The sequence below is a fragment of the Streptomyces sp. NBC_00659 genome (genome assembly GCF_036226925.1).
GTDB lineage: Bacteria > Actinomycetota > Actinomycetes > Streptomycetales > Streptomycetaceae > Streptomyces.
Genome location: NZ_CP109031.1, coordinates 1,691,161 through 1,705,821, shown reverse-complemented (window position 1 = coordinate 1,705,821; position 14,661 = coordinate 1,691,161). Strand labels below are relative to the sequence as shown.

General features: G+C 70.5%; 6 protein-coding genes. 1 reads left to right on the top strand and 5 read right to left on the bottom strand.

Annotated features, from left to right (window positions below):
* Positions 1 to 29 precede the first annotated feature (29 nt).
* Positions 30 to 776, top strand: a complete 747-nt coding sequence (locus OG410_RS07205) for a TetR/AcrR family transcriptional regulator (RefSeq protein WP_329298355.1) — start codon at positions 30 to 32, stop codon at positions 774 to 776.
* A gap of 20 nt (positions 777 to 796) precedes the next feature.
* Here OG410_RS07205 and OG410_RS07200 read toward each other — a convergent pair whose 3' ends face one another.
* The 5 genes from OG410_RS07200 to OG410_RS07180 all read right to left on the bottom strand — a co-directional run bounded on the left by OG410_RS07200 (position 797) and on the right by OG410_RS07180 (position 14,450).
* On the bottom strand, positions 797 to 2,017 hold the full coding sequence (locus tag OG410_RS07200) for a metallophosphoesterase (RefSeq protein WP_329298354.1): 1,221 nt from the start codon (positions 2,015 to 2,017) through the stop codon (positions 797 to 799).
* A gap of 270 nt (positions 2,018 to 2,287) precedes the next feature.
* Positions 2,288 to 5,983 (bottom strand): S8 family serine peptidase, encoded by a 3,696-nt coding sequence (locus OG410_RS07195; protein WP_329298353.1) that lies wholly within the window; start codon positions 5,981 to 5,983, stop codon positions 2,288 to 2,290.
* Positions 5,984 to 6,728: 745 nt separating this feature from the next.
* The gene (locus OG410_RS07190) at positions 6,729 to 7,376 is read right to left on the bottom strand and encodes a hypothetical protein (protein WP_329298352.1); all 648 of its coding nucleotides are present in this window, start codon (positions 7,374 to 7,376) and stop codon (positions 6,729 to 6,731) included.
* On the bottom strand, positions 7,376 to 11,047 hold the full coding sequence (locus OG410_RS07185; protein WP_329298351.1) for a S8 family peptidase: 3,672 nt from the start codon (positions 11,045 to 11,047) through the stop codon (positions 7,376 to 7,378). Before OG410_RS07185 ends, OG410_RS07190 begins: the two co-directional genes overlap by 1 nt.
* 454 nt (positions 11,048 to 11,501) lie before the next feature.
* Positions 11,502 to 14,450: a helix-turn-helix transcriptional regulator gene (locus OG410_RS07180; protein ID WP_329298350.1), complete on the bottom strand. Its 2,949-nt coding sequence runs from the start codon at positions 14,448 to 14,450 to the stop codon at positions 11,502 to 11,504.
* Positions 14,451 to 14,661: the final 211 nt, after the last annotated feature.

Genomic DNA, 14,661 nt, shown 5'->3' with positions numbered 1-14,661 from the left:
CCGATGGCTTATGGTCGAGTTCGCTACGTATGCGAGGGTCACCCGGCGTGGAGGACGAGGCGATGAACGAGGGGGAACGGCCGGCGCGCCGCGCCAGCGACCGTGGGCACTACGGCCGACTGAGCCGCGAACGGGTGCTCGCCACCGCGCTGGAACTGGTCGACCAGGAGGGCCTGTCGGCGCTCAGCATGCGGCGGCTGGGATCCGAACTCGGCGTCGAGGCCATGGCGCTCTACCGGTATGCGGCCGGCAAGGACGCACTCCTCGACGGGCTGGTGGAGGCGCTGTACCTCGAGTTGGAGGAGAAGCTGGGGGCTGTGCCGGAGGCCGCGGCCGAGGAGCCGGACTGGCGTGCCCGACTGCACCGGGCCGCACTGGCGACCTACGAGGTGTGCCTCGCCCACCCCCAGGCGGTTCCCCTGCTCGCCACGCGCATGCTGGCGGTCCCGCTGGCCCGACGGCCGGGCGCCGTGCTGCGGGAGTACGAGCGGGTGCTCGCCCTGCTGCGGGCGGCGGGATTCGACCCGACCCGTACGGCGGCCGTCTTCCGCGCCTACTCCGCCTGGCTGCTCGGTTATGTGTCCGTCGAGCTGCAGCCCATGGTCGACAACCCGGACGAATCCGAACCCGCCTTCCGGCTCGGTCTGCACCACCTGTCGCCGCGGGAGTTGCCGACGCTCCGGCAGATCGCGCCCTCGCTCGCCGACCGGGGCGGACCGGGGGGCCTGGCGGCAGGCCTCGAGGCGCTGCTCGACCGCTTCATCCTCCCGGAGTAGGGGTGCCGTCCCGCCCGGTACTACGGCGAGGTGGGCGGGTGCGGGGAGCGGAGCACGAGCAGGGTGATCTCGCTGGGGGCGAAGACGCGGAACGGTGGGCCCCAGAAGCCGGTGCCGCGGCTGGTGTAGAGGAGGGTGCGGGCGCCGTGCCGGCTGAGGCCGGCGACGGCGGGCTGGTCGATGCGGACCAGGTGGTGGAAGGGCCAGATCTGGCCGCCGTGGGTGTGGCCGGAGAGTTGGAGGTCGATGCCTTCGGCTGCCGCCCGGTCGACGAACTTGGGCTGGTGTGCCAGGAGCAGGACGGGCAGGTCGGGGTCGGCGCCGTTCAGGGCTCCGGTGAGGTGGGCGCGGTGGCCCGCCAGGCCGGAGGACTCGGCGGTCACGTCGTCCACGCCGGCGACCACGAGGGTGTCGCCTCCGCGTTCGAGCAGCAGATGGCGGTTGCGCAGCGGCTCCCAGCCCAGCTCGTCCATCAGGTCGACCCAGCCCTGGGCCTCGCTGTAGTATTCGTGGTTGCCGGTGACGTAGACGCGGGCCCGGGTGGCCCGCACGGTACCGAGCGGGGCGGCCTGGGCGCGGCGGCGTTCGGCCGTGCCGTCCGCGATGTCGCCGGTGTGGCAGACCAGGTCGGCTTCCAGAGTGTTCACCGTCTCGCACACCCGTGCCGACCAGCGGGCGCGATCGAGCGGGCCGTAGTGGGTGTCGGTGATCAGTGCGACGCGGAGGCCGTCCAACCCGGCACCCAGCCGAGGGAGTTGGACGTCGAGTCGGCGCACACGCGGCACGCGGCGGGCCTCGGCGTACCCCCAGGCGAGCAGTACGGCGGTTACGCCGAGGACGGCCCACGTGACGATCCGGGCCCGGTCCTGACTCCCGCCGACGCCGGCCAGGGTCAGGGCGAGACGCAAGAGGACGCCGAGCAGAACGGACCAGGTGAACAGAACCCAGCTGGCGCCCAGCAAGCTGTCACCGACGATCGCCGCCCAGTCCTGCTGACGCCGGCCGTGGCCGCGCATCATCGCGAGCGGCATCCCGACGAGGCCCAGGGCGAACAGGGCGGTGCCGACCAGAGTGACGGGCAGCGACCAGTGCTGGCCGGTGTACAGGAGCACCCAGCAGGGCACGGTCCAGAGCAGGACGGGGGCGATCAGGGGGATGTAGCGCATCAGACGGTGCAGTCGGCTCGGCCGCGGCGCTTGCGCTTCACTGTCGGCGGGTCGGGTGTTGCTGATGTCGGTCACGCTTCCCCTCCTTGACCAGGCTGCCGTCTCGCGCACTGTATCCGGTCGTCCTCGGGGTGCCCGGACGGGCGTTCACCGGATGGGCGTTCATGGGTGCGGCCCCGTGGGACGAAGGGATCCTCCTCGCTTGCACCCGCACCCCGCACCCCGCACCCCGTACGACGGCGGTGGCGAACGTGGGCGGCTGCGGGTGCCACAGGGGGCACCCGCGGCACAAGGGCAAGCCTTGCGCCGCGGGTGCGGTCGACAAGCCGGTGTCTGCCGTGAGGGTCAGCGCACGGCGTAAGCCCTGATCAGGGTCTGTTCGATCCGGCTGCCGTCGGCGTCCCATGCCTTGACGCGCAGCGATACATAGCCCGATTCCGGGTTGCGCAGGGTCACCGTGTAGCTGTCTCTCTTCTCGCACTTCACTTTCGCGGGGTGCCAGGTGTCACCGTCGTCGATGGACATCGTGACCTCGACCCCGCGGATGTCCGGAGCGGTGCCGGTCTGGAGCGCGAACGCCAGATCGAAGCGGTCCGTCCTGCCGGCCCGGGCTGTGTTCTCCGCGTCCAGGTCCAGGCCGTACTCGGGCCAGAGCAGCGCGAGGTTCTCCGTATCGCTCGTCGGCCGCGTGGACCTGAAGGTCCAGGCGGTGCTGGTCTGCGTGGACAGCGGGAACCACGCCGGACGTGAAGTGTCGAGGGTGACGCGGTAGGTCGCCGGGTCGGGGCTGACCGGCAGCGTGGTCTGCAGGAGTCGCGGCGTCTCCTTGAGGAGCTTTCCGTCCTGGTATATCCGCACCGTCCGCTTGTCGGCGGCGTGTTCGAAGAAGCCGAAGTGCCCCTGGCTGTCACTCATCTCCGGCACCGTGAGGGTGATGTTGTCACCCTCACGGACCGCCTGGGTGGCCTGCGGTCCGGCCGGGCCGTTCGCGGCGCCCAGCCAGCTCTCCTCGTGCTGCTCGCCCGGCTGGTAGGTGCGGAGTACGTCCCTCACGCTGCGGGAGTTGTCGGCGCGGTCCGGGTAGACCCTGTGCCACCACCGCATCTCCTTCATCGTGGGCCACTTGCCGCCGGTGGAGTACCACTCCTCCCGGGCCACCGGCACGTCGAAGGAGTCATAGACGTCGGTGACGAGGGAATCGTTCGGGCGGATCGCCGAGACGACGTCGCCGATCACGGTGCCCTTGGTGCCGCGGTAGTCGGACTTCAGCACGGCCGAGTTCTTCGCGGTGACCGCGTCGACGGGGTCGGCCGGAATCCGGCCGGGAACCATCATCGCGATGTTGTACACCTGGGGAACGCCGGTGATTCCCTGCAGGACGATCCGGGTGGGGCCGTCGGCCATCCGGCCGAGGAGCACCGCGCCCTCGTCCTGGGTGAGGGACCAGGCCGGGATGGCGGAGCCGGTGGCGCGCGGCACGATGGTGGCGAAGGGGCCGGGCCGGTCGTTGACGATGACCACTGCCTTCGCGCCGGCGTCGGCGACCGCGGTGATCAGGTCGATGGATCTGCGGGCGGCATCGCGGGTGACGACCGCGAGCTTGCCGCGGAGGTCCTTGCCGGTCAGGTCTTCCGGCCGTGCCATGCCGGCGTCGGCCGCCCGGAGCGTGCTGGTGCCGTACAGCCGGGCCGCGTACACCACTGGCTCCAGCGGGAGCACGCCTCCGCGTCCGGCATAGGCCGCCCGGATTTCCGGCGAGTACCTGCGCTGCTGGAAGTGGAACTCGAACGTGCCGAGCGTCACCGGCTCGGTGGGCACCGCATAGGCGTGGTCCCAGAGCGGGCTGAACGCGCCCTTCATGAAGTCGATCCCCCGCTTGCCGGGGAGCTGTTGGCGGTACCCGAGCTTGACGCCGTTCTTCGACTCGGACTCCCTGGGCGTCGCGACCTTGACCTCCTTGCCCAGCCGGGCGTCCAGCGTGATCGTCCGGTCCGCCTTCAGTTCCACCACGGGCTCACCGGCGAGGGTGTAGTCCGTGACCTGGGACGAGGCCTGGTCCCTCGTGTGTACGACACCCATGACGGAGTAGCGTCCCTGCGGCACTGCGACAGTCTTGGTTCCGTCCTGGGGGAAGACCTGGCGGAAAGCCCCCGTGTCCAGGTCGAACACCACAAGCTCGCCGGTCGCCGGGTTTCCGTGCCGGTCGATCGTGTTGACGGTGAGGTCGACGGTGGGTACGTCCTTCGTCGCCCCGACGGTGGTGTGGACAGCGGTGCCGTCGGTCGCGGTGGCGGTGATGACGCCGGTGTAGTCGCCCGTGGCGCCGAGTTCGGGGTGGTAGGTCACCGTCACGTCGGCCGTGGAGTTCGCCGGGACCGTCACGCTGGTGGCGCCGAGCGTGAACGTGCCGTCCGCCGGGGGCGCGGTCTCTCCGACGGTGAACAGGCGGAGCGACAGCGTGGTGTCCGCCGCGGAGGTGTTCACGTAACCGATCGTCCTGGTGACCGGCGCACTGTCGGCCGACGACTTGCCCATGCTGACGACGGCGGGGCGCGAGTAGACCGTGGCGTTGAGCGCCTTGGGCACGTCGACCCGGCCGCCGCCCTGCTGGTAGGCGGTGTACGAGCCCTGCTCGGCGGTGCCGACCAGCACCTGCTTGAGCCGGTCGGCGGTCCAGTCCGGATGGCGCTGGGCGAGGATCGCCGCGGCACCGGCCACATGCGGCGTGGCCATCGAGGTGCCGCTGGCGGAGGTGTAGTCGGCGTCGACGGGGGTGCCCATCGAGGTGCCCGTGGCCCGTGCGGCGACGATGTCCACGCCCGGTGCGGTGATCTCCGGCTTGACCGCGAAGGTGTCCTTGACCGGGCCGCGGCTGGAGAAGCTCGCCAGCTGGTCCTGCTTGGACACCGCGCCGACGGTCAGCGCGGCGTCGGCGGCACCGGGCGAGCCCACGGTCGACTTGCCGGGGCCCGTGTTGCCGGCCGCGATGACGAACAGCGCACCGGAGGACGCGGTCAGCTGGTCGACGGCCTTGCTCAGCGGGTCGGTGCCGTCACTGGGGGCCTCCGAGCCGAGGCTCATGCTGATGACGTCCGCGCCCTCGGCCACCGCCCACTCCATGCCGGCGATGACCCCCGACTCGGGGCCGCTGCCGGCGCTGTTGAGGACCTTGCCGATGTACAGGTCGGCGCCCGGCGCCACACCCTTGAACTTGCCGCCCGACGCGGCACCCGAGCCGGCGATGGTCGAGGCGACATGCGTGCCGTGACCGTGGTGGTCGACCGCGTCGGGGTCGTCGGTGAAGTTCTTCGTCTCCTTCACCCGCCCCGCCAGATCGGGGTGGTCGGGGTCGACACCGGTGTCGAGGACGGCCACCTTGGTGCCGGTGCCGTCGTATCCCTTCGCCCACGCCTCCGGGGCGCCGATCTGCGGAACGCTCTGGTCCAGCGTCACCCGCACCGGCCGGTCGAGCCAGAGCTTCCTGATGCCGTCGGCGAGCTTCGGTGCCTTCGTCGCGGTGGCGCTGTCGTCGTCGACCGCCTCCCAGAACGTCGCCGCCTTCTTCTTGCTCTCGCGCAGTGCCACCGCGTTGGCGCTGGGCAGTTCGTCGTCCTTCACCGAACCGGCCGGCGCGGCCTGCTCGAGCGCCTTGCCCGCCTTGCCCGGCGTGCCCGCGTAGGTCGCCATCAGCGGCAGGGTGGAGCGGTGCGCGTCGTCGTAGCTGTACTCGACCAGCTTGGTGACGTTGAACAGTTCGCGGTCGAGCTTGTTCGCGGCGAGGTACGGCTGTGCCGTGTCCGGGATGACATAGACCTCGTCGCCCACCTTCATGGAGGAGAACGCCGTCGGGGTGCCGTCGGGAGTGGGCGCGACCGTCGCCGCCTGTAAGCCGTCGGCATGGCGCTCCAACGTCACCACCTCGCCTGTGACGAGGGTGATTGTGTGAGCGGTGACGACCGGGCCGTTCTCCTGCGGCTGGGTCGCCCGGGCGGCCGGCGTCTCGGCGGCGGCGATGGCGGGGGTGCCGAGCGCCCCGGCCACGCAGGCCGCGGTCAGCAGCGCCGTGAGCGCCGTGAGCGTCCGATGTGAGCGCTGCGGTAAGCGCCGGAGTATGGGGATGCTCAGGTGGACCGGGAGCCTGGATGCCCCAGCCGGTGGTGACTGTCTCATGCGGCAATGACCTTTTCTGAGGGGAGAACGCGCGCGGAGACCACGCGGTTGCAGGGGTCGCGCGTTGCGCGGAGTGGCTGCGACGAACGTGGCGGGTGCGGGCCAGTGCTGCTTCGGGCCGATCGGTGGTACAACGCCGGGCGGCGAACGACGCGTTCCGCTGCTGCGGCGGCGCCCCGGCACCGGCCGGTCGGCCTGCGGGGTTCGTCCCGGAACCCGGCCTCGTAGGGAAACCAGCGGGGCCGGGACGGTCGGGGAGATCCGTCAGATTCGAGCGTGCGTCAAAAGCCTTACGGACAGGGGAAGATGGACCGCGACAGGCGGAGGTGACGATTCCATGTCATCGATTGTTGTTCGCGCACGGGCTACCGGACGATGGGGCAGATGACCCAACTTTGCTGCCGCGCGCCCGCCCGACGGTCTTCGCCGGTCGGGTCATCAGTGGCGACGCCGGTTTCGACGACCCTCATTCCCCGCGCCGCAACGGGTCTGCGAGCGTCGATCTCACCCACATCCGGGGAGGGTTCGCCGAGTACGCGAGAGACGGCCGGGGCGACACTCACGTCTCGCCCCGGCCGTGCCCGTCCATTTGGGTTCACCGCTTCATCGGTTCACCTCAGCGCAGTTGGTACGCCTTGGGAATCGTCTGTTTGACGGTGTCCCCCGCGCTGTCGGTCGCGGTGATCCGCAGCGCGACTCCTCCGGGAGCCTCGTCGCGCTTCGGGTGCTTGACCAGTGCGGTGAAGGTGTTCGGTCTGCCGACCGCCTGGCCGGTGATTGCCGGCCGCCAGGTCTTGCCGTCGTCGACGCTGGCCTCGACCCGCACCTTGGTCACGATCGGTGGCTTGCTGAGCCGGTCCTGGTAGTAGCCGGTGACGGTGATGGGGTGGAGGCCCCCGGCCTCGGCGGTGTTGTCCAGGTCCAGGCCCAGGTCGTACCGCAGGAAGATCAACGGTTCCGGACGGCACGGACCAGGATCCTTGACGACACTGTCCGCGATGCACGGCTGCGACGTCGGTGTGTCAGCCTTGGTAGGCCGGTCGGATGTGTACTCCCACACGGTCTTGACCCCGTTGGTCTCCGCCTCGAACGAGTAGCGGGCCGATTGCGCAGGCAGGTCGTACGCGACGACGTCAGCAGTGGCCGTGCACCCCGTTGCCGCAAGCACCGCTACGGCTGCCAGTGCCGTCAGGTTCACTGTCCGGCGCCACCTCGACGGCGCGGTCGCGTTCATCAGTCCGGTCTCCTTCCTCGCTTCGCTCATCACCGCTTGCTCCCCGACACCAGGTCCGGCGCGTTGCCGGGCTCGCCGAGCTGGAAGGTGAACTTGACCGGGACGAGCCGTTGCCCGATTTCGTCGCCGGCCTTGGTGAAGAGGCTGCTGTCACAGGTGGTACAGGCTTGCAGCCCATAGACGAACCCGGCTGCGCCGCTGGTGTCGTTGACGATGCCCATGATGGACTGGCGACCGCCTCCGCTGCTGGTCACGTACATGGTCGGCCAGAAACGGTCGGCCTCCCGGCAGCCGGCGCACGGCAGGCCGGTGCTGTTGGTGAAGCCCGACCTGGTGCGGACCTGGGGCACGGCGCCGGGCAGGGAGGGCCCCGTGTTCCAGTCGATCGTGGTCTTCCTGTCGAGCGCCAGGTCGCGAGCTTCGGTTGCGCCCGTCGCTCTTGCCACGGACGGGGCGACGTAGTCCCTGGTGGCAACCTCGAAGGTGTCGACCGCGCTGTCGTCCTGCGGCCCGACCCACGTGGTGATCTGCCGTTGGCCGGCCGGCTTGGGCAGGTCCATGTCCACTATGACCGGGCCGGCCTCGGTGGTCCGGCTCCAGCCGAACCAGGTGGTCACCCCGGGCCGATCGGCGTGGATGCGGTGGTCGACACGGACGAGGTCCTTGGGCAGGACCCGGTACGGAAGACCGGCGGAGACCTGACCGCTGGTGCCGAACGCCAGCGCGTAGCTCTTCGACACTTCGCTGTTGCCGCCGAGTTCGACCTTGACGCCGTGGCCGGCCCCGCCCTCGGTGCGACGGATCAGCGTGGCGGCCTCGGCCGGAGGTACGGTCACGATCGGCAGCGCCGCGTACGGCTCGACCGGCGGGCAGCTGTCCGGACCGTTCGCGCAGCTGTAGAGCCGCGTCCCGTACGACTCCAAGGTGACCCGATCGGTTCCGCCGGTCACGAGCACCCCGACCGCACCCGCCGCGGCAGCCGCCGTCACCCGCTCACGGAGTGCGGTGAAGTTGCAGGTCTTCGTGCAGATGTCGGTCGGCCGCATCAGTACCAGCGCGCCCGTCGCGTCGATCTCGGCGAGCTCCTCGGCCGTGCCGGTGCCCGCGTAGACCACGGGCTTCTTCCCGTGGGTGGGCAGTCGGGGGATCGTCAACCGCACGAAGCGGTTCACCATCCTCCCGTTCTCCTTCCATTGCTGGGTTCCGCCCTGGATCGAGGTGTCCGGCTTCGGGTAGCGGGCCTCCAGGTCGAAGGAGGCACCGCCTCCCGTGACCTTCATTGTCACTGACCGCGGTACCAGGACATGTTGGCTGTTGAAGGCGAGTGTGCCGACGCTCACCTTGCCGGTCGGCAGCACCCACACGTTCGGTTCACCGGGACCGTAGTCGTTGACCAGCTGTGCGGTGAGCCCCCAATTGCCGTCCGCGGAGGCCCGCTGGAGTTTGAAGACCTGGCGGTACGTCTCCGTCGGCTCCGTGGTGTCCACGCTGACCGGCTTGGCCTTCCGCAGGTCCAGCTCCACCGAGGTCGCCCCGGTGACCTGCACCTGCGGTGCCATCGGCACCGCCCGGTGCATCTCACCGGCCGCGTCCCGCCACGTCACCGTGAGGGCCACCGCGACATTGCCGGCGAAGACCTTGGCCTTGACCGTCTCACCACCCGGTGCCGTCACCGGGTCCTCGTAGAGGTTCAGCTTGTCCTCGTCCACCGGGACGATCAGTGCGTTTCCGTACGAGAGAGAGGTGGCGCCGGCCGGAGGGACGACCTTGATGGTCAGGTCGTGACGGACCGGCTCCACCACCGCCGAGATCCGCGACGTTCCCAGCGTCGCCCCCGTGCCGTCCTGGGCGGTCAGGGTGCCTGTGTATCTGCCGTACTGCCCGGCACCCTCCACCGCCCTGCCGTCAAGGGTCACCGTCACGTCGGCCGACCCCTTGGCGGGCACGGTCACCCGGTCGGCGCCGAGTGTGAGCAGTCCGGCCGGTGCCGGCTTGCCCGAGGAGAAGGCCGAGGGGGAGAGCGTCAGCGTGATCGGCTCGTCGGTCCAGTTGCTGTAGGCGACCGTCCTGGACACCGGCGAGTGCGGGTACTCGAGTCGGCCGAAGTCCAGGTTCCCGTCCGGGATGATCTTCGGGTCGATCGCACGGGTCACGTCCACCCGGCCGGCGCCCTGCGCGTACAGGTCGTGCCCGAGGTCCTTGGCGGTGGCCATCAGCAGCGCCTTGATCTGCCGCCCGGTGAAGTCCGGGTGCTGCTGGGCGATGATCGCCGCGGCGCCGGCCATATGGGGGGTGGCCATGGAGGTGCCGCTGGCGGTCGTGTAGTAGTCGTCCACGGGCTTGCCCATCGAGGTGCCCTTGGCCCGGGCGGCGGTGATGGCGACGCCCGGAGCCGCGATGTCCGGCTTGGCCGCGCCGTCCCCGAGGCGAGGTCCGCGGCTGGAGAAGGAGGCCATCTGGTCGCTCTTGTCCACGGCCGCGACCGTCAGCGCCTCGTCGGCGGCACCCGGTGACCCGACCGTCTGGGCGCTCGGGCCGTTGTTGCCCGCGGCGATGACGAACAGGGTGCCGTACGCACGGCTGAGCTGGTTCACCGACTGGCTCAGCGCGTCCGTTCCGTTGGAGGCTGGGCCACCGAGGCTCATGTTCACCACATCGGCACCGGACTTGGCGGCCCACTCCATGCCGGCGATGACCGCGTCGCCGGCGCACGAGCCGTCCGGACCGCAGACTCTGCCGATGAGCAGTTTCGCACCGGGCGCCACACCGCGACGCAGCCCGTCGGACGCCTGTCCGGTGCCGGCGATCGTGGACGCCACATGGGTGCCGTGTCCGTGTTCGTCCACCACGCCCTTCGGGCTGTTGGTGAAGTCGACCGCCTCGGCGATCCGGCCGGTGAGATCGGGGTGGGTGGCATCGATTCCGCTGTCCAGCACGGCCACCTTCACGTTGGAACCGTCATAGCCGCGGCTCCAGGCGGCGGGCGCGCCGATCTGCGGTACGGACGTGTCGAGCTGAATGGTCGTCAGCTCGTTCAGCCACACCTTCTCCACTCCGGCCAGCGGGCCGGCGGCCCGAGCGGCGGAGGCGGACCCGCCGGTGCTCTTCTCGCGTACCGTTCGCCACCACTGGCCGTTGCCCTTGATGGTCAGGGAGCGGCCGTTGATGCTCTTCAGGACGCGCTTGGTCGTGGTGCCGGCCACAGCCGCCGTCCGAGCGCCGGCCTGTCCGGTGTACGTGGCGATCACCGGGACCTGACCGGTCGTCCCCTTGACCACCCAGGCGGCCAGCTTGGCGACGTTGAAGAGCTCCCAGTCCAGCAGGTCGGCACGGAGCAGCGACAACACGTCGTCCGGTACGACGTAGAGCTGACCGTTCCTGGTGACGGTCTGGAAGACCACCGTCTCGTTCCCGGGCCGCGTCGCCGCCTCGATCTCGTGGACGACAGGCTTCCCGTCCTCGGAGACACCGATCCGCACCTTGTCGCCGGTCACCAGCGTCAGTGACAGCTCGGCCCGGGTTCCGGCGGCAGCGAGGAGAAGGTTGCCGTCGACCGAGGCGGACTGGATCCGGTCGAGGGCTGCGGGGGTGGACGGTGCGGGAGCCGGGGCGGCGGCAATCGCCGAGGTGGTCGGTATCGCCATCCCGATGACGGTGATGCCGGCGACCGCGGTGGCCAGCCGTTGCCCGAAACGCCTCATCGCGAGGCCTCCTGAGCTGCCGTTCTTTCGAGTTCGCCGTAAACGTGACGGGGAATGCATAAGCGCCTCCTCAAGTGGTGGTGCCTAGTGCTGCTCTCCAGCGCGATCGCTGTGCCGGAGCCGGGGTGGCGGACCGCGCGCCCTGCCGCTGCGACAGTGACCCGCCATCGGTCGGTCACCCCCGGGCTTCGCGCGGGAGGCCAACTACTGTGGGGAAACAGACCGGTTGGGCAGGTCAGATGGCTCGCCGGATCGGACCGCGCGTCAGAAGCCCTGCGGGCGCGGGTCCGAGCGACGGTTCGCGGAGCGGGCCACGGGCCGGCACGCGCTGCGGTACCCGCAGAGGGCTGAGTGGCGACGGATGAACGTGTTGTTTCCACGCGGCCGAGTGTCGTTCCCGCACCGGCTGCCGGGCGACTGGGCAGATGACCCAACTTTGCTGCCGCGCGTCCGCCTAACGGTCGTCGCCGACCGGGGTGTCGGTGACGACGCCGGTTTCGACGACCTTGACGGCCAGCGCCGTCCGGGACGTCACCTCGAGTTTGCGCATCGCTGTCTCGACGTGACGTGCGACCGTCTTCGGCGACAGGATGAGGACACCGGCGATCTCCCGGTTGGTCCGGCCTCCGACCAGCAGCCGGACCACGTCGAGCTCCCGGGGGGACAGCTGATCGCCGTAGCTTCGCCGTCCACCGTGCCACGACGGACGCTTCACTCCGACCCCGGATGCGCGCAGTGTGCGCATGACGCGCTCGGCGTCGCCACGAGCGCCGAGGGTGGACAACCCCTGGAAGGTTTCCGCGAGGACGGAGAGAGCCGCGTCGGACCGGTCCGCACGGAGCAGACAGCGGGCCTGTCGCTCACGGCTGAGCAGGGCGTCGTACGGCCGCGGAAGGCTCTGCCACGCGTCGGCCGCACGCGCGAACAGTTCGGCGGCGCCGAGGGAATCGCCTTGGTGCTGGGCCAGGATCGCCCTGCAGGTCGACAAGGCGGCGTGCGGGCCCGGTGCGCGACGATCACGAACTCCCGCCGCGAAAGCGTCGACCAGGTCGCCGGCCTCGTCGACGCGGCCTGCCATGAGCAGCGCCTCGGCCCGGACCGGGGCGAGTTCGGTGGCCCAGATCCACGTGCCCTTGCGTTCGAGGAACCGGATCGGTTCGTCGGTCAGTCGCAGCACGTCGTCGATCCGCCCGGCGCCGAGCCGGAGTCTGGCAAGGGCGCCGGCGGGTTCGACGGAATACTCCGCACCACCATGCCGGTCCGCCTGTTCAAGGACGAGCCGCAGGCAGTCGTCCGCTCTGTCCCGGTCACCGCGGGCCGCATACAGCAAGCCGATGACCATGGCCGGCTCCAGACGACTCACCGGCTGCAGGAGTTCCTCGTCACCGGCCAGCGATCCGGCCCGGTCGGCCAGCCCGTCCCAGTCTCCGCTGAGCCAGTCCAGGTGGGCCAGCGTCACCTGCGCGAACCTGTGAAGCTTCCGGTACTGATACCTGTCGGCCAGCCCTGCGGCTCCCGTGAGCACCCGCCTCGCCTCCGGATACCTCCCCCAGACCAGCGCCATGTGCCCGACGTTGAGCCGGCCGACCGTGATCTGCTGCCTCTCCGCGGCGGTGGACGCGTCATCGCCGATCAACGCCGCCTCCGCCCACCCCTCCTCCTCACCGAGCAGCAGGAGTCCGCTCGCGCGTCCGACCCGGATGCTCAGCCGGTCCTCCGGCGCCATCGAGTCCGGCACCTGCGCAACGCGCCGCAGCCACCTGAGGTGTTCGGCCGCCGGTGTCGTCGTCCCGTACGGCAGACCGAGAAACACCATGGCGCGGGCTGCCTTTGCCGGGTCGTGCCCGAGGCCGGGCAACGCTCGTTCCATCTCGATCCGGGACTGCTCGAACGCCTCCATCTGCTGCAGCAACCGGGCGACATGGAAGCGGATCTCCGCCGCCTCGCCCGGCGTCGGCTCCCCGGCGTCCAGCACGAGGCGCAGAGCGTCCATCAGTTCGCGGTAGCGTTCGTGCCCGCTGAGCAGACAGAACGGAACCTTGCCGGTCAGCCGCACCACGTCGGCGGGCGGCAGATCGGCGTCGGTGAGCAGATCGTGCAGCAGGACGACCGCCGTCGCGTCGTCACCCGAGGCGAGGGCGAGGTCGGCGGACCGTTCCGTGTACCGGCACCATGCCGTCGTGTCGCCGCCCTCCCGGAAGTGGCGCGCGAGCTGGGCGACCGGGGACGGGGTGACGCCTTCGAGGACGTGCGCGGCACGCAGGTGCATCGCCCGCCGCCGCGGCCCGGGAATCGCCTCGTACACCGCGCGGCACGCCAGCATGTGCCGGAACGAGACCAGCCCGCGCGGGTCTTCGCTCAGCAGCCCCGAACCCACCGCCTCCGCCAGGCCCGCGAGCCTGCTCGCCGGATCGCCCTCCGGATCCATGACTTCGACGACGGCGTCCTCGGGGGCGGGGTCGGTGAGTACGGCGGCCGCGCGCAACGCCGCCTGCGCCGCCGGGCCGAGCCGTGCGTTGCGTTCCAGTACGACGTCCCGCACCGTCGGCGGTACGTCGATCTCACTCAGTCGCTGCCGCACCCAGGAGTCACCCCGCCGGGTAGGGCCGGCGCGGTTCCACATCAGCCGGACGGACTCCTCGACCGCGAGCGGAAGCCCGCCGGTCCGGTCGTGCAGGATGGTCGCGCACGCGTCGGAAACCCGATCTCCACCCAGCATCGAGGTCATCATCGCGGCAGTGCCGGGGACGTCCAACGGCTCCAACGACAGCCGCAGCCGCGCCGCGCCCGCCGGTTGCCGCGACGACAACCGCAGCAGCAGGGAGTCCGGCGCGACATCCTCCGGGCGGTAGCTCACCAGCAGACTGACCCGTTGTCGCTGACGTGATGCCAGGAACAGCAGGAACTCCAGGGTGGCCTCGTCCGCCCAGTGCACGTCCTCGACCGCGAGCAGTCCGATCCCGAGCCGCTCGAGGACCTCCTCGATGGCCCGGAACAGTCGGTGTCGTGCCGCTGCCGCGTCTTCGGCCGGGTCGAGTGCGGGCGGCAACGCCGATGCCCACTCGGGGAACAGCGGCCTGAGCGCCCCCGCCAGCCCGCTCAGGCCGAGCCCGCCGATGTCCTCGGTCGCCGGTCGGATCGCGTCCACCACCGGCCCGAGCGTGAAGGGCTGCCGAACAGCCGGACAAGCCGCCAGCAGTACCCGCTGCCGGGCCGGGGCATGCACCGCGAGTAACTCCTGGACCAGTCGGCTCTTGCCGATCCCGGCCTCGCCCTCGATCAGCACGACCACCGGCGGGTCGGACAACGCCGCTCGCAAGGCGGCGAGTTCGCGCTCGCGTCCGACCAGGCCGGGTGCTGCGATCGCCGGTAAGTCGTGTGTGTCGGAGTCGCTGGCAGACATTCGCCCCACCGTGGGAGACAGACGATGGCGTGCCCGAACCGTCGTCCTCCGTGGACAAGATGATCAGAGGTTACAAGGCGGCGCGGCGGAGGGGTAGGCCACCTTCCACGTGCCCTCGGCCTGCATGATCTCGTCCCTGCGTCGGTCTTGGGTGATCGCGAGGCTGAATCTGGTCCGGGACCGGTCCCGGACCCTTGCCGCTCGCGGCCGC

Bases quoted from the DNA above. Each gene is read 5' to 3' on its own strand.
- OG410_RS07205 (WP_329298355.1), top strand. From the start codon at position 30: ATGCGAGGGTCACCCGGCGTGGAGGACGAGGCGATGAACGAGGGGGAA.
- OG410_RS07190 (WP_329298352.1), bottom strand. From the start codon at position 7,376: ATGAGCGAAGCGAGGAAGGAGACCGGACTGATGAACGCGACCGCGCCG.
- OG410_RS07185 (WP_329298351.1), bottom strand. From the start codon at position 11,047: ATGAGGCGTTTCGGGCAACGGCTGGCCACCGCGGTCGCCGGCATCACC.
- OG410_RS07180 (WP_329298350.1), bottom strand. From the start codon at position 14,450: ATGTCTGCCAGCGACTCCGACACACACGACTTACCGGCGATCGCAGCA.